This is a genomic window from Streptomyces sp. NBC_01017 (genome assembly GCF_045162795.1).
Classification (GTDB): domain Bacteria; phylum Actinomycetota; class Actinomycetes; order Streptomycetales; family Streptomycetaceae; genus Streptomyces; species Streptomyces machairae.
In genome coordinates, this window is record NZ_CP108683.1 from 967,898 (window position 1) to 990,356 (window position 22,459).

Consider the following 22,459-nt stretch of genomic DNA (forward strand, 5'->3'; position numbering starts at 1 on the left):
AAGATGAGCAGGCGCCTGATCTCGAAGGCGGTGAAGCGGACGGGGGCGGGCGGGCTGCTGGGATCAGGCGGGTCCCCCTCTCTCGGCTACGGGCGCTGTCGGCGGGGGCCGGCCGTAGCGGGTCCGGGCCGGCGGGCCGTTCTCGCGGGCGGTGGCTGCGTCGCAGCCGGCCAGGAACGCGGCGGCCAGCTGGGCGAGGGTGACGTGCCGGTACCAGCCGTGGAAGGAGCGGACCTCGTAGTCAGCCATCCCGCAGGCGGACTTCGCCGGCTTGATCGCCTCTTCCACCCGCCGGCGCGCACCCGGCACCAAAACGATCTCCTCGACCGGGGTGTCGGTCGGGCCCCGGCCCAGGTAGTAGTCGCGTTTGCCGGGATCCTCCAGGCGGCGTCGCGCGACCAGCCATCGCGCCCACGCCTGGCCATCGGCCATCTCCTCCTCGCCGGGGAGTCGCCGCACCCACCACTGCCACGTGCGGGTATCCAACTGGGAGGGCCCGGCGGGCAGTTCGACCCAGTCCTCCTCCCGGGCGACCCGCTCCACCAGCCGGGCGGCGTGCCGCCGGCCCGGACGCTGCAGCACCGGCGAGTTCGCCTGCACGTTGACCACGTACGGCAGACGATGCTCCTCCAGGAAGAAACGGAACGCACGCTCGCGCCCGTACACCTCGTCGGCGGCTACCCACACCTTCCCCGTCTCCTGGGGCAGGCCGGGCAGCGCCCGCTCGATCATCGCCTCCGCCGGCCGTGGCTTGGTCAGGAACCCGCGCTGCCCGGGCACGTGCGCGGCCCGGCAGCGATCCGGATCGTCCGTCCATTCCCGCGGCAGGTACAACTCCCGGTCGATCAACGCCTGCCCCGCACCGGTGGCCCACGCGCACATCACCCCGATCTGGCAGGGGAATACCCCGCCGAGCGTCCCGGAGTGCTGTCTCGCCACCCCGGCCGAAGCCTTCCCGCGCTTGGCGAACCCGGTCTCGTCCACCACCAGCACCCCGGCCCCGCCGGGCCCCGCGCCCACGCCGTCGTCCGCCAGCCCGGCGACGGCGTACCGGCGGGTGAGCGCTTGGTCGGATCGAGGCGAGCCCGACGGACTACCGGCGGCTGCCGGCCCGGGCCGAGCGGCGGCCGCAGCGCAAGCCGGCCGTGGACAACGCCGGACGGAGCGGGCCGGCATCTCGCTCAGCGGCTCGTCGCCCGCGGCGCGAGCGTCGTCGACGTGCCTGCCGCGGCGAGCAGTCGAGTGCGCGAACTCTCCCACGGCGGACGGCGCAAAAACGATCGGCGCCGCGGCCGCAGCCACCGTCACCCCCTTGGCAGAAAGACGGACGGATGTCGAGCCCGAGGACCACACCACGGCGCCGGCTCTCGGGGACGAACGGCGTGAGAAGCCGGCCCGGACCCGGGCCCCCGGCCGGCCCGGGCCCGGGCCCGCACGGCCGGCCGGCTCCACGCGCTGCTGCGTGATCTGCTGCCCGGCGGCGCCCAGGCCCAACGGTCCGCGGACCAGGCCGGCCGGACTGCTGCAGTGCGTCCGCCGCGCCGGCGGCGCCGGGACCGTCCGCAAGGACCCCGTGCAGCATCGATGACCTCCGCCGAGCTGGTCCGGATCCGTCTCGAACAGGTGCAGTACCGGCCCGGCCCGGTCCACGGATTCGTCACCGCGACCGGCTGGTCAGGACGCAGCCAAAACGCCACACCGCAAACGCAGACCTCAACAGCCGGCCCGGCGCCGCTGGATGCGGCTGAATCCGGTCCTGGCTTCGGGAACTGAGGTCTTCCTTCTTGGCTGCCCTGCAGGCCCGCTCCGCCGGCGGCCGGTGCGTCTAGCGTGAGGGTGCCGGCGGTGGCCGTAGGGAACCTGTCCGCCGGCGCGGGCATGGCCGCAGAGGGGCAGCTGTCGGAGCATGAGGAGATCCTGATGAGTGTGTTGGACCCTAAGTTTGCGACGGTGAAGCAGGCCGTCAGGGAGATAGCCGTACCCGATACGTGGCGGGCGTTCCGTGACGCTCTGTGTGCCCAACGGGCCGACCTGCGCTCGCTGCTGTGGGGCACAGAGACCGAGGGCGGCCTGCGGGGCCTGTTGACTTACATGATCGATTCCGATCCGGGCGAGGGAGTCCCCTCGCCCCAGGACGCGTCATACATTGAACCGCCCCTCGACCTGCCCGAATGGGTGATCGAAAGCATGGTGCTGAGCGCGCTGACGCCAACCGTTCGCGCCGTGCGGCACAGCACCCGCGGCGCGCCCTGGCTCGAGAGCGTCGGCGACAACAACCAGGTCCTCGAAGCGGAGGACAAAGCCGGCTACCTGCTTTACTGGAACGAACCGGCAGAGCCCACCTACAGTTTCGAGGTGAAGGCGCTCCAGTCCTACGTCTTCGGCGATACGACCCTTTTCTACCGCGAGATCTCCGCCACCGAAGGGGAATACTCTCTCGATGGCACGTTCACCCCGGAGGACAGGGCACGGACGACGGCATTTCTTGCCCAATGGGACGAACGAATGGCCGCCGCCAGCGTACCCCCGAAGGGGACGTTGCTGTCCCAACCGAAGCTGCTTGACGAGCATAAACCGACGGAGCCTGACGAGGACAAACCGGCGGAGCCTGACGAGGACAAACCGGCGGAGCCTGACGAGGACAAACCGGCGGAGCCTGACGAGGACAAACCGGCGGAGCCTGACGAGGATAAACCGAAGAAGCTGCGCAAGCGCAAACCGGTATGGTGGGTCCGGCAGGTCGCGGACGGCGCGGGCGGTTCCGAAATGCAGTACTCCAGTGACGAGCAGTTCAGCGAAGTGAAAATGCTCTACGCCGACGGCGTGCGGGCCCTGCGGAGGAAAGCGGCGAAGGCGCGCTTTTCGTCCTCGGAACGGAAGGCCATGAAGTCGACGGTGGCGCCCGACGCCACGGTACCGATGGGGCACTCGTACGTCGAAGACGATGTCAAGCCGTCGCGGCTGGTCCTGTATCTGCCCAAGGAGACACGGAGCCGGCGCAAAGTGACTCGTGTGCTCGACGAGGGGGCAGAGCCGCCCCAACCGTGGGTGTTCATGCAAGGCGGGGAGAGGGTGCCCGCCGGGCGCTACGGCTGGGTACTCGACCCGGACTTCAACTTTTATCTCTTCAATGACGACCTGAACCTGATCTGGAAACTTGAGACAGTCGACGGCCAGGCACAAAACCTCGACATTCCGCCCGAGATTCTGCAGAACGCCGACCTGCAGACCTTCGGAAATATCCCCCAACTCCTCGAACGCCTGCAGACGGAGCAGGATCCGTCCAGGCACCGAGTCGTCGAGGTCGTGCTGCGCCACAGCAGCAACGTGCAGGGCGGGCGAGTCATCAGCGCAGGCATCTGCACCGTCGCCCAGGTCCAGGTCCCTGCCACGGACGCCGAAGGGCAGCCCTTGTACACCACGGAAAGCGACGACGGCGCCACCGTCCTGGTGCCGGAAGGCGACCTGCCCGCGAACAAGCAAGGCACGGCGCTCATCACGGGTTTCGAGCAGGCTTTCTCCGTGGATGACGTGCTGTCGGTGGCCGACAACGACAGCGGCCACTACCGCCCGCTGGTGGAAAACCATGAAAATGCCGTCAAGTGGCTGTTGAGAAACCGATTCATGCTCCATGCCAGCAACGTCAGACTCGTGGCCTCCGACCGATCCGGCGGGACAACGACATACAAGGACACCATGCTGCGAGCAGGCGCTCTCGACCAGGCCCTGGACCACAGTGGCGAACCGATTACCTACGCAGAACTGGAGACCCGCCACGACACCGCCCGCAACGCAGCGGCCAGGGGATTCATCAAGGGCGGTATCACGGCTGACATCAACAGTGCAAGAATGCTTTGCAAAATCGAAGACGATCCCCGTGAGCTTAAAAGGAGAAAAAGGAAATTCCATCAGGCGTACGTCAAATGCGCCCACCTGTACGGCACCGACCTCCTGGATGAAGCGTCCCGAGGCAAGGACTACGTGACTGCGCTCTCCCAGGTCCAAAAAATGGAGGATCTTGAGACCTTTCGCGAGGCATGGCAGCAGCTCACGGCGAAAGACAGACCGCCGAAGAACATTGCCCTGCTCCTGACGGCCGACGAATGCGAAGCTCTCGGAGTGGACGCCTCACGCGAAGGAGTGTCCACCGCGGAAACCAACTGGGCCGAGACCATGAAGGAGCACATGCCGTCCTCAGCCGACCTGAGCGAACTCGGACCCGCAACCCCAACCCCCACGCCCTACTCCACAGAAGCCGAAGACAACGAAGACGACGACGAACCGAACGAGCAGGCCCGCCGGCCAGACCCCCAGCCAGACCCAACCACCCGCGACGACGACGACGGATACATCGGCGGCGGATACTTCGTGGAACGGTAAACAAACCACCCCAAAAACACCTGCACCGAAAACCGCAATCCCCCACGACCACACCACACCGCCCCCGACTACCGGCCAGAACGCGGACGCGGCGAGCGTGAGGATGTAGGTGAGGAGATGACGCCGTCCCTGCGCCCGTCGGGGGATCCGGCACCGCCTGCGAGGCAGACAAGCCCCGGGTCATCCCCGGGCCCGGTGGACCGGACAACGCGGGCGGCTCAGGCCGGCGGGGTGGGCGATGATCAACGGGCAGGCGGGCTCTCGCCATGTGGTGATCAGGGGCTCGACGCCTCGTGATCACCCGGAGGCCGTGCCTGCCTGCGTTCCGGCCCCGCGAACTCCGCAGCCATATCCGTCACCTGCACCAGCATCGAATCGGATCGAACCTCTGAACGACGCCGCTCTGGCCCCTCTCTCAATCTCGAGGGAACCTCACCGTCCCGCTCGTCTGCACTCTCCAGACCTGTGACTGCGCAGGAGAAGAAGGCGGGCCAAGTGGGTTCGTGGCCGTGCCCTTAGGTCTGCCCTGGCCAGGCTGGTGGTCTGGGTCTGGGCCGGGAGACAGTTGAGGGCGCGGAGGGGCTCTGCCTTGCGAAGTATCGATCCTGTCGTCACTGGGGAATTCTATGGATAATGCAGAAGGGATTGCTGCGGCGATCCGTGAGGTGGCGGAGGCGGGCCAAACTGACTCCTCCTACGTGCTCTCCGTGAGGGCGTGGGTAACCGATTTCATCGGCCGGGACTTCGGCCTGGTTTTCAAAGACGGGAAAGTGGTCGAGGGGGCTGCTCAAATCCTTGAGCCGCTCCTGGGAGCACTCCGGGTCCTCGGCGTCGGTGATGGACTTCAGGCCATGTCCGTTTTCGAGAGGCTATGTGCAGCCGCCGAGCAGGACACGGCCATGGGTATGCACACACCTGGCGTGAAAGCTGAGCGCACACCTGATGTGCAAGCGGGCGCTTCTGCCATTGCCGAGGCTGTCTGCACCATAGTGGGTGCGGAAGCTGTCGATGCCGAGTATGTGCTTGCAATGAAGACATGGGTAAGCAATGTCCTCCTCGACTCATTTAAGCTCACATTTGAGGACGCTTTCACGGTCGCTGGAATGCCTGCCGGCCTCCCCATCGCCCCACTCCTCCTGGCAGAAATCGAAGCACGCGGCGCCACCGATCCACAGCAGACCGTGTCCGATTTCTCATTGCTGTGTGCATTCGCCGCGGACGCGCCGGTCATTGCCGAGGCCGTTTGCGCCACAGTGGGTGCGGAAGCTGTCGATGCCGAGTATGTGCTTGCAATGAAGACATGGGTAAGCAATGTCCTCCTCGACTCATTTAAGCTCACATTTGAGGACACTTTCACGGTCGCTGGAGTGCCTGCCGGCCTCCCCATCGCCCCACTCCTCCTGGCAGAAATCGAAGCACGCGGTGCCACCGATCCACAGCAGACTCTGATCGAATTCGCGTCGCGGTGCGCACTCTCCGGGCAGGACATGGGCACCCACGACATTACCGCCGCGCCGAATGACGCACAGATGCCCCAAGCCGCTACAATTTCCATGATATCGGACCTGCTCGGAAACAGCGAAGCCTTCGCTGCCGCCGGTCCCCTGCTGGCACAATTCTCCGAGTTTTTCGCCGACTCGGATGCGCCCCTTGTACAGATGCCCGATATTGCTCCGGAATCTCTTACTGACACCCGCCTTCTATCGGAACTGTTCGAAAGCAAGGAAGAGTTCGAGGAGACCCTTCCCCAGCTCGCAAAACTTGCCCAGTACGGCGACAAGCCGGAGAAGTTCCTTGAAGAAATGTTCGGGATCACCCCGAATGTCCTGGACCTGCTGGCGGAGATGGAGAACGGCGATGGCTGACATTCCTGCGCTTCAGGTGAGCACGCATTGAGGCCGTCCGGAGCGGCTGAAACTTCGCCACAGAGGGATCATGGAAAGGTATTCCTCCAATGACTCCTCTCCACTCGAAGCAACCTCGGAACCCGAGACATGGAAGGCGGTGCAGCCATGGAAGACACCAGCAGCGACAAAGGCTTCGCAGACAGTAAAGGTAAAGACCCGGATGTGAAGCCGAAGAGTAAGAAGAAGTACTCGAATTTCTCTGTTGATGACCTACAGCGTCGAATGAAGGTGACCATCGATCGCGCAGTAAAGTCGGGGGTAAAAGAAAACAGGGATGGGGAACTGGTAGTGCGCGCTACCAACCTGGCCCTGGCGAAGTATTTCGGGGTCGATGTTCCTACAATTGAAGGCTGGATCGGGAATGGAAATCCCCCTGAGGAGATGGCCGGCGAACTGGGGGATATCTGGTACGATCTCACGAACCTCGGATGGGCGACTGTCCAGAACTGCAGGAGGATTTATGATATTCACGCGGAAGAGGGTGTGTACACTCTGAACCATGAGCTCTCTAAGCGAGACCTTCGCGGCGAAACGCAAGAAGAAGAGGCTCAACGCTGGTCTTTGGCCTCGAATTCTATCCTTTATCCGGTAGCGACCCTGGGGACCGCAATATCCAGCGCGTTCATCGCTTGGGCTTGGATGGCAAGCAGCGAAGCAGTCCGCGGCAGTAATGACACGGCGCCTGGCGTGGCTGACAGAGAGGAAAGACTGGGTATCGGATCCCTTATCGCGTCCATCTTTGCGCTCGTGTTTTTCATTTGTGTTCTCGCGGGCGGAATAATAAAATGTAAACAGCTGTATGGTGGACAGGGCAGCAATACGCGCCTCCAGCAAAGGGACGTGTACTCACAGCGGCAGCAAGCCAAGTACAAGACCGGCGAGAAATACAGGGATTTGGCCAGCGATGCCGCCAACTTGGAAGTGGATGCTGCCAAGGAATCTGACGGCGCCAAGGCCGAGAGGATACGCGCCATAATGAATGTGAAAATTGAGATTTTGGAGAATTTCATCGCTGAAATAATGAGAGAATGTGAAGAACTTTCACGCATGCTTTCTCGGGCTCCCGCTTTCGCGCTGCCACCGACGAAGGCGAAGGACAAGTAATCGTCACGGCGCCGACGCGTAGCAGGCGAGGCCCCCGGACTGTTGAGCGAGATGTCTGACGTCTCAACTCTGCAGCCTGAGGGATGGAATGGGTCAGGGCCTGTACCCCGTCCCACTCCACGATCGCTTGTCCGGTGGCGTCCGGCGAAGAAGAGCCACCCAACTTCCAGGCCCGCTCGCGTACTTCGGCCCGCGCCGACCCCGGATCGCGCTCAGACCGAGCCTCTTCAGAGCGCCCACCAATCGGGTGACATGCCTGACCAATTTGCCCAGTTCGGCGGCGGCTTCCTTCCTCCACGAAGTTCCGAGTTGAAAAGGCTCACTCTTCGATTCGTACGCGGCGAGCTTGTCGATGAGCCGGAAGCGGTCGGGTCGGGGGCCACCGGTCCGAACACGGCCGCTCCGCCCGGCAGCATCCCGACATTCGCCAGACAGTCCCCGCTCAGCGCGACCGCCAGGAAAGCGATTTTGACCGTAACCGTTGGGGATCATCGTTCGCCCCCGTGCCCGTGTTGGAATGTGGCCGCTGCGTGTGGCGACGGACGGGCGGCGACGTGCAGCCGGTGGCGAAGACATGGAGACGACGCGGCGGCGACCGGCCGACGCCGCCGCGCTTGCGCAGCCCTCGGTTGATCCGACCTACTGGCGTAGGCAACCGGGTGGAAAGGGGTGCGCTGTGGCCCCGGAATCGGGGTGCTATGGTCCGACCGCTGTTGCGTTTCCTATCTCGAGGCCGGATCGTGGTGGCGGTGGCGTGCGGGCCGGAAGCGGCCGTTGGTGCGCTTGGGCAGAGTCTGCGCCGGCCGGGTTGGCGATGATCGAAGAGCGCCGTTGGCCGCCGGACAAGCGCGCGAAGCGAGCCTTGATGCAGTGGGGAAACTCTGTCCGCGAGGCGCTCTTGCGACGGGGCGGGGGCCGGGCCCGGTGGAGCAGGCGTGCTGGTGGTGGACGAGACTGGCTTCGCCAAGCGCGGCAACGCCTCGGCCGGAGTGGCGCGCCGGTACTGCGGCGCTCTGGCGGAGTTTTCCCTTGCCAGGCGGGCGGGTGCCGGCCGCCTGGGCGAGCGGCACCGGCCAGGCTCTGATCGACCGGGAGCTGTACCTGCCCCGCGAGTGGACAAAGGACCGGAAGCGGTGTCGCCGCGCGCGCGTTCCCGACCGGGTCGCCTTCGCCGTCAAGCCGCGCCTGGCCGAGCAGATGATCGACCGGGCGGTGCCGGACCTGCCGCAGGGGCGGGTGTGGGTGGCCGCCGACGAGGTCTACGGCCGCGACGGCGCCTCCGCCGGCACCTGGAGGACCTGGGCCTGCCCTACGTGGTGACGGTGCAGGCCAACCAGGGTGTGCTGCCCCGCCCCGGCTGGCGCCACCTCGCCCGCCTCGTGGAACGCTGCGCGGGTGAGGACGGGGTCGAACTGCCCGCCGGCCCCTCCCAACTGGACCCCCGTACCTGGCAGTGGTGGGTGCGCCGGATACCCGCTCCGGACGCACCGGCCGGCAGCGGCACCGCCCGCCGGCTGCTGGCCCGGCGCCGCCCCGAGACTTCCACAGCTGGTACCGGCACATCACCCTGTCCCAGCTGGCCGCCGCGTTCCTGGCTGTCCAGGCCGCCGCCGAACGCCGCGACGCGCAAGCCGTTCCGCCCCACACAGTGGAACCGGAGTGACCCCACCGTCCCCGGTGAACTCATCCCGATCAAACCTCACCGCCTTCGAGGCCGCCCGCCTCCTCATCCTGATGGCTCCTCAGCCATCGCGTGAGCAGCGGATCCGTCACGGTCTGCACTGGTCACGATGGCGCCGCCTCCACCAAGCCCTTGCCCGTGCCTGCTACCGCAAACGCCGAACCGACGCCAGAACCCCACCCGGCCACCAACCGCGCTCTAGGACTGAAGGGTCAGCAAGGGTCAGCGGACGAACGTCACGTATTCCTCGAAACTGATCTTCTTGTCCCCGTTTTTGTCGGCCATCCCCATAATCACGGCGACATTATCGTCAGAGACGTTCTCACTGCCGGCCCTCAGCGCTGCAGCGAACTCCGCAGCCGTAATAAACCCGTCGCCGTCCGTGTCGATCTCGTCGAATGCCGCCCGCTTGTCGCCAGCCACAAGGCCTCCCTCACACAGTGATTACCGAGGTGATTACTGAGCCCACTATCAGCTCCCTCACACTTCATGCTAACCCCCGACCGCCGACAAGGCATTACGACGGCTCCCCCAGCAATCGCACTCGATCTCCATACAATCCCTCGCCCGACCCCGGAAATGACCGCCCCACCACCACGACGAACACCAAGCCAGAGTGACAATCGACCCGAGAACTCAACCTCGATCATTCAACGGGGTTGCTGACGGTCTGAGGTCGTGGCTTCACCCCGTTTGTTCCGCCAGTGGGCGCGTGGAGTCGTCGCGTGTCGCTGCGGCTGCGCCGGGTTCCACTGGCCCGGGACTGCGGGTCTTCCTCCTTCCTGGCTCGCGTCGGAATGCGTTCGTGCAGGTCAAGTGGTCTGTGGCAGGGCGGTGAGTCGATTCCAGGCGAGGACGAAGGCGTCCGTCCAGGGCCAACTCGGGTCGAGGCGGAGGTATCGGCGCCTTGCGTGGCGGGCCAGGCGGGCGGGCTGGTGATAGATCCGCAGCCGCATGGTCTGCGGCTCGGCCTCGGCAAGGTCGTCCTGGTCGTGCAGGGTCAGGAGCCTCAGCCAGGCATCCAGGTCCGCGGCCGTGTTGGCTGCCGCCATCCAACTGCGGTTGATGGTCCAGGACTTGGACGGAAGATTGTGTAGGCCGGTGGCCTTGCCGGTCCGGACGCGGTCCTCAACGACCGCGTGCTGCCGGTGCAGCGCGTCCAGCCACTGGATCTGGTGCGAGCCGGGGATGCGGGTCATCTTGCTGATGTCGGTCGCGACGACGGAGTACTTCCAGCCGGTCTTCTTCTCCAGGTCGGTGAGGTTCTTCAGGTGCCTTCGGGACGGTCTGACCCGGCGGACGATCAGCCGCAGTCCGTCGATCCAGCCTTCCCGCTCGTTCAGCCCGGTCAACTCCGCGACTTCGTACTCCTCGTGAGGACTGCCGTCCTGCTGCAGGGCCGGCTCCCAGGCCCGTTCCGGGAGGCGGGCGATCGCCGCCTCGTCCGCATCGGTGATGGTCCAGCCGGTAGTGAAACGGACCCGGCGACGGCGGGTGGTCAAATCCCGCAGATACTCGTGCAGTTTGTGGGTGGCCCCGGCGCCGTCCACCCTGACCAGGAGTTTCGCGCTCGAGGAGCCTGGAATCTGGCGGAGGGCCTCGTCCAGCACGGCAATGTGGTCCTCGGCCGTGTTCGAGCCGGCGTTCCCGCTTCTCAGCATCATGGCCAGGCACTCGCCGGTGTTCGCGCACCAGACAGCCAGTGGATGGAAGCCGTATGTCTTTTTGAACGTGGCGCCCGCCCCGTCCTTCTTCGACGCGGACGTGATAATCGTGGCATCGACGTCGACGATCACCCACTTGTCCAGGCGCTTGCCTGCCACGCTCATCCAGGGAAAACCGTTCGGCCGCAGCGTCAGCAAGGTCCAGACGACGCGTCTCGCCCGGGCCCTCGCCCGGGACAGGGCGGCGAACATGTCCTCGTCGAAGGCCGCGAGCATCCGGTGCATCGTCGAGTCCGACACCACCGGCCCGAACACCCGCCGCTGGTGCAACGAGAGCTGCTCGGCCTCGAGAACGCTCCGGGCACCCAGCGCGATCGATATCGCCAGCTGCACGAAGACCACCGCCCGGTCCCGCCAACCGCTCCCGCCCGCGGGAAACACCCTGGTCAGCGCGATGACCAGCCCCGTCCGGTCGGCGAGCCGGCGCAGCAGCACCGCTCCCGCATGCCCGACCATGCCCTTCCCGCCAGCCCCCACGGACAGCCCGCGGTCCCACGCTGTACCCTCGATCACCAGAAAGGTGTCCTGACATCTGCACCGGATATGACCTAGACACTCACATCCTTGCAGGTCACGGGCACCTTTCTTCTATCGGGCCGCCAGGTCACCCAACTCCGCTGAAGAACGGAGGTCAACGCCGACCAGGTACGCACGCCCCGGTGGCCAGCCGAAACCATCAGCGCACCACAAATCCCGCACGGGGCAGAACGGCACAACCCGGGGCCGGCAGGGCACCACCCCGGTCACCAGCAGAACAAGGCACGCCGGGCCCGGGAGGACACCCATGCGTTCACAGCAGGTCTGTGTCCGATCAACAGCTGATCTAGGTTGACGAGGCTCAGTGAGCCGTTTTCATCCTGAATAGCTGCAGGTCATCAGCGTGTGGACGGCTTGGACGATGGTGCCGATGCGGCGGGTGGAGCATCTGGCCCGCCGGAGCAGTCGCCAGGACTTCAGCTGTGCGAAGGCGCGTTCGCCCGGCGCCCTCAGCCGGCAGGGCGGCTTCAAGTTCCATGCTCGCGGCAGTTGTTGCGTGAGGGGTAGATAGCAGTGCAGGCACGGGCTTCGTGATCATTGTGGTGTCTTACGCCCGATGATCATGAGGTGGCCCGTGCCTGCCGCTGTATCTTCTCCGATCCCTGCCGTGCTGGGGAATCTGGGGTCGCTGGACGTCGGCCAGGTCGCCGACCTGCGTCCCTACTTCGACTCCATCCCCGACCCACGCTCGCGGCGGGGCCGGTGGTACTCGCTGACGTCGATCCTGCTGGTGTGTGCCTGCGCGGTCGTCTCGGGAGCGAAGAGCATCGACGAGCTCGCCGAATGGGGTGCGAGGGCCTCGGGCAGGCTACTGGCGGCCCTGGGTATCCGCCGTCATCTGCTCGGGTGGCGGCGCACCCCCTCGCCCGTGACGATCGGGCGCGTGCTGGGCGCCGTGGACGGTGATGCCCTGGACCGGGCGGTGGGCGCCTACCTGACCGACCGGCACCACGCCGTCACCGGCACCGCGACCAGGCCCACGGGGCAGCCGGCGGCACCCGCGCCCGGGCGGCTGCGCGTCCTTGCCCTTGACGGCAAAGCGCTCAAGGGTTCGGCCCGTCTCACCTCGGCACGCCGGCACCTGCTGTCGGTGGTCACCCACGGCCCAGTCGTGACCCTCGGCCAGGTGGAGGTCGGCGCGAAGACGAACGAGACCACCCACTTCCGCCCGCTGCTGGAGCCGCTGGACCTGGCCGGCACTGTCGTCACCTTCGACGCGCTGCACTCGGTCAAGGCGAACGTCTCCTGGCTTGTCGAGACGAAGAAAGCGCACTACATCGCCGTGATCAAGACCAACCAGCCGACCGCCCACCGCCGGCTGGCGGCCCTGCCCTGGCGGGACATCGCCGTCCAGCACACCGCCTCCGGGACCGGGCACGGCCGGCGGGAGTCCCGCTCGATCAAAACCTGCGGAATCGCCGACGAACTCGGCGGAATCCCGTTTCCCCACGCCCGCCTGGCCATCCGCATCCACCGCCGCCGCAAGCTCACCGGCCGGCGCGAGAGTCGTGAGAGCGTCTACGCCGTGACCAGCCTGGACGCCCACCAGGCCTGCCCGGCCGACCTGGCCGCCGCGATTCGCGGGCACTGGGGAGTGGAGAACTCCTCGCACCACATCAGAGACGTCACCTTCGCCGAGGACGCCTCCACCGTCCACACCGGGACCGCGCCCCGGGCCATGGCGACCTTCCGCAACCTCGCCATCGGCGTGCTGAAGGTCCTCGGAGCCAACAACATCGCCAAGACCACCCGGGCCATCCGCGACGAACCCGAACGAGCACTCCCGATCCTGGGCATCATCAACAACCGCGACACCTACGGAACTTGATCAAGCCCTGCTCAGCCGGGCGTGATCGCGGTTGAACTCCTGGTAGCGCGCGGGTTGTTCGCGGTGGTTCTTGTATGGGGTGCGGACGGTGGCGCCGGCGCCCTGGTAGGCGCGGTCCGCGAGCACGAGGATCTGTCTCGTGAGGCAGGCTTGGATGATGCCGTGAGCACGGGCGGCGGTCAGATCGTGGGTGCGTCCTGGCGTGGCCCGGGAGAACCAGAGCGGTGTGCCGTCGGGACGTGCGATCACCTGGACGTTCATGCCGTGCTGCTTGTGCTTTTGGGAGGAGTACGGCCCGTCCGCGTGGACGCGGTCGGTGGCGATCAAGGTGCCGTCGACGATGACGAAGTCGCCCTCGCCCAGCCCGGCCAGGGCTTCCTGCAGGCCCGGCGCCCAGGCCGCAAGGACGTCCAGGGTCTCGTCGACGTAGCGCCACGCAGTGGCTGTCGAGACACCGAAGCCTGCCGCCGGCGCGGTTATCGTCTCGTTCTTGCGCAGGTGCACCAGGGCGAGCAAGGCCCGCTTGAAGCAGCCCAGCTTCCGCCACCTCGTACGGCGTTCACACCTTCGTGCGTAGATGAGCCAGGAAACGTGCTCAACCAACTCATGCGGGACGTCGACCATGGCACGATACGGGACCAAGCGAGGCTCCTCGGGCGATGCGTGGTGCGTAGAGAACACCACCGCAACGACCAGGGGCCTCGTCTCGTTACCCACCCCCACTGACCTGCCAGTTCACCCCCCAGAGACAGGATGAAAACGGCTCAGTGAACCTGTTTCAACCTGAGCATTCGCAGGTCAGCGATCCAGCGCACCTTCGGTACACGCCAAGGGCGTGGTAAATGCCGCGGCGCGCTGGGGATACTTCTGTCTCCCCCGACATGGGCTGATGCCGGTCCGGGACGCCGGAGGAACTCGTTCCGGCCGAAACCGATACCTCTGTGATGCCGGTGAGCTCGCAGGTCAGCGTGGTACCGGGGGCCACCCACGGAAACCGTGCAGTGTTGATGCGAGCACGTGCGTCAGAATTCCTGATACACCCTGGCCCTCCCGGAACGACGTACGACGGGTTCGTCCGCCAGGGAGGAAGCAAGGCCCTGGACGTACTACACGAACGCTGCGCAGGCCTCGACATCGGCAAGAAGGACGCCAAGGCCTGCGTCCGAACCCCGAGTACGAAACAGCCGGGGGTCCTTCACAACCCAGACCACAACGTGGGGATCGACGACGAACGCAGTCCTCGCCCTGCGGGACCACCCGCTCGCCACACAGGTGACGCTGGTTGCGATCCAGGCGACCTCGGACTACCGGAAGCCCCTTCCACTACGTGCTGGACGAGGGCCTGAACGTGATCCTGGTCAACGCCCGGCAGGTCAAGAACCTGCCCGGCCGCAAGACGGACGTCTCCGATGCAGCCTGGCTGGCCCAGCTCGACACCCACGGCCTGGTCAGGCCCTGCTGAGTTGACATTGTCGAAGTACGCTTTCGCGGCTGGGGTGACCTGGCTGCCTGCAACAGCCACCGGGCCAGTGAGCGACATGTGACTACCGATGGTAATCGTGGTGCCGCTCACGCCAGGAGCTGAAGAGCCGCTGTCAGTGTCGGTGCACGCTGTCGCGGCGATGACAAGGAGTCCCATTGCCGCAGCGATGCACGGAGCCTTTTCATGACCGCTCCTCCACCGCTGGTAGGGCCCAGCTGCAGTGAGATCTTGCCGGCGCCTACGCTGCGTGGTGCTGACGTCACCACGGTCTACTTCCCGGCCACGGTGAGCAAGTCGGCCCGTACCCCGTAGGTCGCTCCCTGGGCAGGCTTGTGGCCCTCCGCGCCTGTGCCAGATAGGGCATGCCGTTGTGGGCCAAGCAGGCTGGTAGTGGGCGTGGTGTGTCTCAATGCAGTTGCTTGATAGCTAAACCAATCTCGGGAGGGCGGCGCACTGAGCTTGAAGCGCTTGACGAGTCGGTCGGCTTCGCGGTCGCGGCGCGGTCCGATGTCGAGTTTGCGGAGTTTGGCTGCGACGGTGGTAAGGAACTTCCCGAGCCGGCGGGGGGCTCGTCGCCTGCTGGACGACACTGGACGACGCTGCGGCGTACCGCCTTGAGGGCCTCGACAAAGGAGATCCGGTCCTGGTCCAGGCGATGCCGGCCGGCGATGTCGACGATCACGCGGGAAAGACAGTGCTGGACCGTCAGGTGTGCCCCCCAAGCCTCCAGATGCACCGGGGCGAGCTCGCCCGAACGCAGGACGAAGCTATCCCCTTGATCGTGAACACCTGGAGACTGGGATCTTGGGGTTCCAGAGGAAGTAGTACCAGGTGGGAAGCAAGTACACGAAGCGGTACACCGAGGAGTTCAAGCGGGACCCGATCGCGCTCGTCGATTCCTCAGGCAAGACGGTCACCGCCATCGCCCGGGAACTCGGCAAAGATTCCGAGTCCCTGCGGGGCTGGTACCACCGGGCGAAGGCGGACCGGGGCGAGGGCGCCCCTCACACACGCGAAGTTCAACGGTGGGATGGGGACGATCTCGGGCTGCGGGCGGGATTGACCAGCGTCCGAAACGTTGCAGCAACGGTCTGACGGCAGATCGGTTTGCGGTTGCGCAGTAGTTGGCGGACTGCTTCTGTTGAGACATTGTCGGCCGCCACTGGCGTCGAGAGCAGCGGGCCTGCCTGTGGGCGCGTGACGGTGCGGGTGCTGGCCTGAGAAAGTCGAGGTCGCCATGCTGCAGAGAACGTCATGATCAGGCGTGCGTGGATTCCCGCTCTTGCTGCGCTGGGTGCCCTGCTCCTCGTGATTTCCGGCTGTAGCTCGACGCAGAGTGATGCCGGAAGTCCGACCCCTGGCGTTACCGATACAGCTGTCACCGTGGGGAGTCACCAGCCGCTCACCGGCCCTGCCGCTGCCGGTTTCAGCCAGTTCGCGCCGGCTGCTAGAGCCTATTTCGACTATGTCAATGCCAACGGTGGCGTCCATGGACGCAAGATCTTCTTCAATTATCGGGATGATGCCTACAATCCCGACAATACGGTCCGCGTTGTGCGTAGGCTCGTGGAACAGGACAAAGTCTTCGCCATCCTGGCAGGGTTGGGCACCGCCCCTCACCAGGCAGTCGTCGACTACCTCAACACCAACAAGGTTCCCGATCTCTTCCCCGTCTCGGGGTGCCCTTGCTGGAACGACCCTAAAAGACTTCCGTATACATTTGCCCTACAAACAGACTTCGTTCGGGAGGGGAAAATTCTCGGTGACTACGTCAATAAAACTTTCCCCGGAAAGAGAGTCGCCTACTTCTACCAGAACGACGACCTGGGCAGGAGCGGGGTCCGAGGCCTCGACAAAACTATCCCGGCATCCTCGGTGGTCGCCCGGTTGAGCTACCGGCCCGGCTACAACGACGCCACCGAACAGATGCAGGCGATCGCCCGGGCCCGGGCTGAAGTCATCGTGAGCTTCTCCGTCCCCAGCCAGACGGCGCTGCTGCGTCTGGCCCAGCAGGAATCGGGCAACACCGCCGATCTGGTCGTCAGCTATTCCGGATCCGATCCGGAAACCCTCTCCGGCCTCCTGGAAACCGCCGACACACAACAGAACGGAGGAGCGGCGCAAATCCAGGGCATCGTCACCGACTCGTATCTGCCGCCGATCTCCGACACCTCGAACAAGTGGATCCAGCTGGTGAAGATGATCCACGCCCGTTCCCTGCCGGACCAGCCGCTGACCCGCTACACAGAAGTCGGTGTGCTAACCGCATACCTGTTCGTCCAGGCGCTGCAACGAACGGGCAGGGACCTGACCCGCGCATCACTGGTCGCCGCATTGGAACAAGGCGGCTTCCCCAGCCCCGGCGTGACGCCGCTGGACTACAGCCCCACCTCGCACGCCGGATACACTGGAACCCGAATCGGCGTCATCAAAGGCACTGCCATCGCGCTGCAGGGCCTACCCATGATCACCGACAGTGCAGACGGCCCCGTCACCTCCCACACCGCCCCCTCCGCCGAACCACCCGCCAACGGCATCCCCGACGCAGCCGGCCCCACGGCGCCGCCACCAGCCTCGGGTGAAGGCCCGAACACGGCAGCGGATTCTCGCCTGGATTCGGGCTCGTTCCATTCACTACAGTCGCACCTCGCACAGCGGCTACATCGGAACCCAGATCGGTGAGATCAAAGGAAACGCCATCGTCTTGCAGGGAAAACCACTTGTTACAGACGACGGGGATGGCCCCGTCACCCCCTACACGACAGCCCTACCGCCCGCCCCCGCGACCGGCATCCCGCCTCCGCCACGCTCGTGAAACAGCTCGTTCCCAACTGAGGGGAAACCTGCGGCACAGCAGTGATACAAGCCGCGCCAGTGTCACCGGCCCGGGGGCGAAGCAGCGGTGGCAGTACAGGGTACGGGTGTATCGGTGCCGACATTACCAGCAGGGCGGTCGTTCCCGCGTCGCGGTCGAGTCCCTAAGGAGTGTCGTCGGCGGTGACCTCAATCATCGCCCAGTCATAGTCGCGTACGCCCCTTTGCCTCGCACCCGTCGGCCTCCTGTGCCAGGTCCGCTTCAGCAACAGGGTGCTGGCCTTGGCCACGCTCAGCTTCGTGGCAGGGGTGCTGACCTGGTGGTTGGAGCACACTGCCACGACGCGGCCAAGGCCGAGCTCGCGGCAGGCGGTACGCAGCTCCCGCCCTCCGTGGACCTCATCGCTCCGGAAGAAGGAGGCGGATATGTCCTGGCCAGCAGCACGGAGCATGTCCGCCGCGAGCTGGGGCTTGGTCGCGGACCATAGCTCGTCGGGCACACCGGTCAATTCGCGGCGTTCCGCGTTTCCGGCCCACTCCGTGGTGAAATACAAACGCCGGTCGATGAGGCAGTGCCAGGCGGACGTCGCTACGGTGACGTGCACGGCGACCTGGCACAGATGGACTCCGCCGACCGAGCCGGAGTACTGGCGGACCGCGGCCACAGTCGTGTCCCGCAGTGTGGTGCAGCAGCGATCACGGCGAAGATGCAGGTCGCACGGCCAATCAGCCTGCACGACACCCCTGCTGACCTGACTGGTCATCAGGTAGGCCGGGGCGGCCGGCGAGGAGCCCTGGCCCTGGCTTCGGAGAAGGTCGCGGCAAGGTCGACAGTGTCGCGCCGTAGGCGTCACCAACTGGCGCAGCGTCAGACCCATCCGGCGGGCGGGCGCCTGCATCTGTCCCACGACCTGCACCTACGCGGTGATCGCTGCTACACCACTTGGCGGGACACCATCCCGCCCACCGCGTCGGTCGAGGACTTCAGGTCCCCCGTCGCGTCCGTGATCAGGCGCCCGTCGCCGTCATCGAGGAGTTCCACGACCCAGGCCGCGCCCCGAGTCATCTGCGCGAACGCCTCCCGCGTCTAGGAACGGCTATCTACAGCTGCCGTGGGGGAAGATGCGCTGCCTCCTTCAGTTGGCCCCGCCAAGCACAGCGAAATGTGCAACATTGCACGAGGTGCTCCAAACTGGGAATACGCAGCAGGCATCTGCCAGCGGTAACCCAAAGTGATGTCCCGGCGACCCACTGAAGGCCAAGATGAGCAGCACAGGCCCAGCCTCCGAGGCTCCAGCGGTCAGGAGGCGGCTGCCATTTGGGCAGTTGCGCTTCGGGCGTGTCAGGCTGCAGATCTGGCAAAAACTCACCATCATCGCACTGGCATTCTTGGTGCCGCTGATCCTGGCGGCGGTCTATCTGGTCAGCCAGCAGGGCAACAGCCTGCGCACCTCCCATGAAGAGGTGCAGGGTGTCGAGTATGCCCGGCCCCTGACCATTCTCACCCTCGATCTTCTCTCATATCGCTCATTGAGCACCCAGATGGGGCAGAGCAGGCAGGTCCCAGCCCATGAGGTCATAGCAGCCCAAGCCGCAGTGGACCGCGATTTCGCCCAGTTGAGCCGGACTGATCGCTCATTGCAGGAACGCATGAACGCGACAGTAGAAGCAGAGGGCAAAGGGCAGCTGACTCTCGCGAATCTGATCAACCAGTGGCAGGGCATCAAAACGACCGGCCCAGTCAATGCTCTTAGTGCAGGCTTCACACCGCAACTGATCAACAACGTGCTGCTGCTCTACTCCTACTTGGGTGACGCCTCCAAGATCAACTTTGATCCCCAGCCGGACACCTTCTACACCGGTTCCGCGATGCTGAAGCTCGAACCGCCACTGGTCAATCAGATCAGCCAGCTCGGCGATTCCGTTATCACCGCCACGCAGGCCGACAGTCCCAGCCGTTCAGATAGTCGCATTCAGGCGACCGGTCTCCTGCTCAGCCAGCAGCTTGAGCAGCTCACCGATGCCCTCAATCGTGCTTTCGAGGGCACTCTGTCCAACAACCAGAACGACGACCTGCGTCCCACGCTGGCACCGCTCCTGAGCCAGGTCAGTACCTCTGTCAACGCCTTGATCGGCAGCGCGAACCAGCAGGTGTCGTCCGGCCGCTCAGACCTGTCCCTGGGGGATGCGCAGGCGCTGACCCGCGATGCCCTGCACGCCAGCAAGCAACTGTGGAACGCGATGTTCGACCAGGAAGAACATATGCTGCAGACGCGGATCAGCCAGGTCGAAACGCGCCACACCGTGCTGCTGGTGGCCATCGGCACAGGGCTGGCCCTGATCGTCGCGTTGACCACCCTGATGGCCCGCAGCATCGCCCGCAACGTTTCCTCCGTTGCTGAAGCTGCGCGGTCACTAACAGCGGGAGATCTTGGCCGGCGCGCCCGAGTATCCAGCCATGACGAAATCGCCACGCTGGCAGACACATTCAATTCCATGGCCGACCACTTGCAGGAGAGCTACACCGCCGTCGAGGAGAAGGTACGCGTGAGGACCGATGAGCTGCACCAGCGCACCCGTTCACTCAACCTTCTGCAAGGCGTCGCCATCGCCGCCAACAAGGCCATAACCTGGGATGAGGCCCTTGCCAATGGCCTGCCTCTGATCTGCGAACTCATGAGCTGGCCAGCTGCCCACGCCTACACAACCAACTCTTTCGACGACTCCCCCGCCGGCGCAGCCACCGACATCCTTGCGGCCTCCCCCAGCTGGTACACCCGTACCCAATGGTCTGCACCACAGCTGAAGCAAGTACGCACGCTGGCCGAGCTCGAACCGTCCCCGCTGGCCCTTCGCGCCTGCTCAAGCGGCCAGCCGCAGGGTCCAGAGCCGCTGACACCAGGTACCGGCTGGGCCGCTGCGCTCCCTGAAAAGGAAGGCATCACCGGGGCAGTTGCTTTCCCAGTGCTTGTCCACCAGGGCAACGCCGGTGTCGTGGAGTTCTTCACCACGAAGTCCGACGAGTTGAACCCATCAACCACGGCACTCATCACCAACCTGGTCAGCCAGCTCGGCCGGGTACGCGAGCGGGAAATCGCAGCACAAAAACTCGAGTCCGCAGCGCGGGCAGCCGAGAGTGCCAACCGGGCCAAGGGCGCGTTCCTTGCCACCATGAGTCATGAAATCCGCACCCCCATGAACGCCGTGTTGGGCATGACCGAGCTGCTGCTGGACACATCACTGAGTCACGAGCAGCGCAGCCTCGCCGAGATCGTCGCCACCAGCGCTGACAGCCTGCTGACGATCATTAACGACATCCTCGACTTCTCCAAGTTCGAAGCCGGCAAGTTCGAACTGGAGCAGACACCAGTCGACCTGCGCCAGTGCATCGAATCGGCTTTCGATCTGATCGTTCCGAGAACACGGGAAAAGTCAAACCTCGACCTGGCATACATCATTGACGTCGCACTGCCCGACGAAATCATGGGCGATGGGTTGCGCCTGCGCCAGATCATCATCAATCTCCTCAGCAACGCCGTGAAGTTCACCGACACCGGCGAGATCGTGCTGACCGTCGACCGACTCGAACCAGCCGTGCCGCCGAACGGTCAGCCCAACGGGCGGGAGGCCTTCACGGCGCACTTCTGCGTCCGCGACACCGGGATGGGGATCCCCCCGGAACGGATGAAACAGCTCTTCCAGCCATTCGAGCAGCTCGACTCCTCCACCACCCGCCGCTATGGCGGCACCGGGCTGGGACTGGCCATCAGTCAACGCCTGGTCAAGCTGATGGGCGGAACCATCTGGGCCGAGTCGGAAGCTGGTCATGGTTCCAAGTTCCACTTCACTACCCCCACCCAGCAGGTTCCCTCGCAGGTGCGGCACTCCCACGCCACACCCCGCGATGATCTGCGCGGCCGGCGCATGCTGGCTGTCGACGACAATCCGACTAACCGCATGATCCTTACCCGCCAAGGCGAGCTCTGGGGTATGCACGTCCGCGCCACCGGATCGCCCGAGGAGGCCCTCGGATGGATCCGCGACGGCGACCCCTTTAACGTAGCTGTCCTGGACATGCAAATGCCTCGTATGACCGGCGTAGCCCTCGCCCGTGAGATCAACGCTCTACGCAACAACCTGCCGATGATCCTCCTGACCTCCCTAGGCAAGGCAGATGTCCGCCCCGAGGATCTGTCGCTGTTCTCGGCCTACCACACCAAACCGATCAAAGCCGCACAGCTGTATGCCAGTCTGCGCCAGGCACTGATTCCCGAAGGGGGTACCGCAGCCGAACGCCCCGCCATCAGGACAGCACCAAGCCCTGAGCCAGCACCACTGCGGATCCTGCTGGTCGAGGACAACAACGTCAATCAGCAGCTCGCTCTGCGCATGCTGTCTAAGATCGGCTACTCGGCGGACGCGGTCGGCGACGGAGCCCAGGCCCTCGAAGCTCTCCGCCGCCAGCACTACGACGTCGTGTTGATGGATGTCCAGATGCCCGTTATGAACGGTCTGGACGCCTCGCGGGCTATCCACCAGGAATGGCCCACGGACCAGCGCCCGCGCATCATCGCCCTAACCGCCAGCGCCATGCAAGAAGACTATGAGGCGTGCACCGCCGCCGGCATGGACGACTTCCTCACCAAGCCCCTCACCATCAAGACCCTGGCCACCACCCTCGGCCGGTACGCCCACACCACAGAATGAAGTGCCCGGCTGGCGAGGGCGGCCTGCTGCAGCAGTTGTCGAAGAGGATCCCGTAGTCGGCTCTCGAGGGTAAGATCACCGATCACCTTGGGCACGAGAAGACGACCAACGGCAACACCCGCAACGGCATCCACTCCAAGACGGTGCTCGATATCGCCCTCCACCACCTGGAGTAGCTGGTCAGGAAAGCGAGTCTCAGCGCCGGCGTCACGGGTCCGGTGCTTCGGACGGAACCCTTAGTAACACGAAGATCGGTTCCAGCAAAGCTTCAAGGATGCCTGGACCGGTAGGCCG

Annotated in this window: 15 protein-coding genes and 5 pseudogenes; 12 read left to right on the top strand and 8 right to left on the bottom strand. The window is 65.1% G+C overall.

Features of this window, described 5'->3' with window-relative positions:
• Nucleotides 1-63 precede the first annotated feature (63 nt).
• Nucleotides 64-1,020 (bottom strand): IS701 family transposase, encoded by a 957-nt coding sequence (locus tag OG331_RS04780; RefSeq protein ID WP_406191854.1) that lies wholly within the window; start codon nucleotides 1,018-1,020, stop codon nucleotides 64-66.
• Nucleotides 1,021-1,584: 564 nt separating this feature from the next.
• Between OG331_RS04780 and OG331_RS04785 the strand changes: the two genes are divergently transcribed.
• From OG331_RS04785 to OG331_RS04800, 4 genes are all read left to right on the top strand, one after another.
• Complete coding sequence (locus OG331_RS04785) at nucleotides 1,585-1,773, top strand: hypothetical protein (RefSeq protein ID WP_406191856.1); 189 nt, start codon at nucleotides 1,585-1,587, stop codon at nucleotides 1,771-1,773.
• A gap of 72 nt (nucleotides 1,774-1,845) precedes the next feature.
• The gene (locus OG331_RS04790) at nucleotides 1,846-4,380 is read left to right on the top strand and encodes a hypothetical protein (RefSeq protein ID WP_406191858.1); all 2,535 of its coding nucleotides are present in this window, start codon (nucleotides 1,846-1,848) and stop codon (nucleotides 4,378-4,380) included.
• 626 nt (nucleotides 4,381-5,006) lie between these two features.
• Entirely contained in the window at nucleotides 5,007-6,245 is a 1,239-nt protein-coding gene (locus OG331_RS04795) for a hypothetical protein (RefSeq protein ID WP_406191860.1), read from the top strand.
• A 147-nt stretch (nucleotides 6,246-6,392) separates the two neighbouring features.
• Nucleotides 6,393-7,391, top strand: coding sequence for a hypothetical protein (locus OG331_RS04800; protein WP_406191862.1), 999 nt, complete (start codon nucleotides 6,393-6,395; stop codon nucleotides 7,389-7,391).
• 321 nt (nucleotides 7,392-7,712) lie between these two features.
• Here the strand turns inward: OG331_RS04800 and OG331_RS04805 are convergent.
• Nucleotides 7,713-7,849 (bottom strand): annotated as a pseudogene (locus OG331_RS04805) (IS1380 family transposase); the annotation flags it as partial.
• A 477-nt stretch (nucleotides 7,850-8,326) separates the two neighbouring features.
• Here OG331_RS04805 and OG331_RS04810 point away from each other — a divergent pair.
• The 3 genes and pseudogenes from OG331_RS04810 to OG331_RS04820 form a co-directional block, all read left to right on the top strand.
• Nucleotides 8,327-8,395, top strand: a pseudogene (locus OG331_RS04810) (hypothetical protein); the annotation flags it as partial.
• A 25-nt stretch (nucleotides 8,396-8,420) separates the two neighbouring features.
• The gene (locus OG331_RS04815; RefSeq protein ID WP_406191863.1) at nucleotides 8,421-8,711 is read left to right on the top strand and encodes a transposase; all 291 of its coding nucleotides are present in this window, start codon (nucleotides 8,421-8,423) and stop codon (nucleotides 8,709-8,711) included.
• Nucleotides 8,705-9,148: a hypothetical protein gene (locus OG331_RS04820; protein WP_406210912.1), complete on the top strand. Its 444-nt coding sequence runs from the start codon at nucleotides 8,705-8,707 to the stop codon at nucleotides 9,146-9,148. Before OG331_RS04815 ends, OG331_RS04820 begins: the two co-directional genes overlap by 7 nt.
• Before the next feature lie 146 nt (nucleotides 9,149-9,294).
• On the opposite strand, the gene OG331_RS04825 is transcribed toward OG331_RS04820, so the two are convergent.
• The 3 genes and pseudogenes from OG331_RS04825 to OG331_RS04835 all read right to left on the bottom strand — a co-directional run.
• The gene (locus OG331_RS04825) at nucleotides 9,295-9,495 is read right to left on the bottom strand and encodes an EF-hand domain-containing protein (protein ID WP_406191865.1); all 201 of its coding nucleotides are present in this window, start codon (nucleotides 9,493-9,495) and stop codon (nucleotides 9,295-9,297) included.
• Between the two features lie 389 nt (nucleotides 9,496-9,884).
• The gene (locus OG331_RS04830) at nucleotides 9,885-11,309 is read right to left on the bottom strand and encodes an IS1380 family transposase (RefSeq protein WP_406190362.1); all 1,425 of its coding nucleotides are present in this window, start codon (nucleotides 11,307-11,309) and stop codon (nucleotides 9,885-9,887) included.
• Between the two features lie 339 nt (nucleotides 11,310-11,648).
• Nucleotides 11,649-11,789 (bottom strand): annotated as a pseudogene (locus OG331_RS04835) (IS5/IS1182 family transposase); the annotation flags it as partial.
• A 151-nt stretch (nucleotides 11,790-11,940) separates the two neighbouring features.
• On the opposite strand from OG331_RS04835, the gene OG331_RS04840 reads away from it, so the two are divergent.
• Nucleotides 11,941-13,161, top strand: a complete 1,221-nt coding sequence (locus OG331_RS04840) for an ISAs1 family transposase (RefSeq protein WP_406191867.1) — start codon at nucleotides 11,941-11,943, stop codon at nucleotides 13,159-13,161.
• A gap of 12 nt (nucleotides 13,162-13,173) precedes the next feature.
• On the opposite strand, the pseudogene OG331_RS04845 reads toward OG331_RS04840, so the two are convergent.
• A pseudogene (locus tag OG331_RS04845) lies at nucleotides 13,174-13,785 on the bottom strand (transposase family protein); the annotation flags it as partial.
• A gap of 473 nt (nucleotides 13,786-14,258) precedes the next feature.
• Here OG331_RS04845 and OG331_RS04850 point away from each other — a divergent pair.
• The 3 genes and pseudogenes from OG331_RS04850 to OG331_RS04860 all read left to right on the top strand — a co-directional run.
• A pseudogene (locus tag OG331_RS04850) lies at nucleotides 14,259-14,614 on the top strand (transposase); the annotation flags it as partial.
• An 861-nt stretch (nucleotides 14,615-15,475) separates the two neighbouring features.
• Nucleotides 15,476-15,739 (top strand): transposase, encoded by a 264-nt coding sequence (locus OG331_RS04855; RefSeq protein WP_406191869.1) that lies wholly within the window; start codon nucleotides 15,476-15,478, stop codon nucleotides 15,737-15,739.
• 288 nt (nucleotides 15,740-16,027) lie between these two features.
• Entirely contained in the window at nucleotides 16,028-17,326 is a 1,299-nt protein-coding gene (locus tag OG331_RS04860; protein WP_406191871.1) for an ABC transporter substrate-binding protein, read from the top strand.
• Nucleotides 17,327-17,622: 296 nt separating this feature from the next.
• Here the strand turns inward: OG331_RS04860 and OG331_RS04865 are convergent, their stop codons facing one another.
• Nucleotides 17,623-18,123 carry a transposase gene (locus tag OG331_RS04865; protein ID WP_406191873.1) on the bottom strand — a complete coding sequence of 167 codons (501 nt, stop codon included), beginning with the start codon at nucleotides 18,121-18,123 and terminating at the stop codon, nucleotides 17,623-17,625.
• A gap of 269 nt (nucleotides 18,124-18,392) precedes the next feature.
• Nucleotides 18,393-18,524, bottom strand: a complete 132-nt coding sequence (locus tag OG331_RS04870; protein WP_406191875.1) for a hypothetical protein — start codon at nucleotides 18,522-18,524, stop codon at nucleotides 18,393-18,395.
• A 197-nt stretch (nucleotides 18,525-18,721) separates the two neighbouring features.
• Here OG331_RS04870 and OG331_RS04875 point away from each other — a divergent pair, with 197 nt between their 5' ends.
• Nucleotides 18,722-22,165 (top strand): response regulator, encoded by a 3,444-nt coding sequence (locus tag OG331_RS04875; protein WP_406191877.1) that lies wholly within the window; start codon nucleotides 18,722-18,724, stop codon nucleotides 22,163-22,165.
• Nucleotides 22,166-22,459: the final 294 nt, after the last annotated feature.

Coding starts and splice junctions, on each gene's coding strand:
- OG331_RS04870 (WP_406191875.1), bottom strand. CDS start 18,524: ATGACTCGGGGCGCGGCCTGGGTCGTGGAACTCCTCGATGACGGCGAC.
- OG331_RS04875 (WP_406191877.1), top strand. CDS start 18,722: ATGAGCAGCACAGGCCCAGCCTCCGAGGCTCCAGCGGTCAGGAGGCGG.
- OG331_RS04800 (WP_406191862.1), top strand. CDS start 6,393: ATGGAAGACACCAGCAGCGACAAAGGCTTCGCAGACAGTAAAGGTAAA.
- OG331_RS04795 (WP_406191860.1), top strand. CDS start 5,007: ATGGATAATGCAGAAGGGATTGCTGCGGCGATCCGTGAGGTGGCGGAG.
- OG331_RS04785 (WP_406191856.1), top strand. CDS start 1,585: ATGACCTCCGCCGAGCTGGTCCGGATCCGTCTCGAACAGGTGCAGTAC.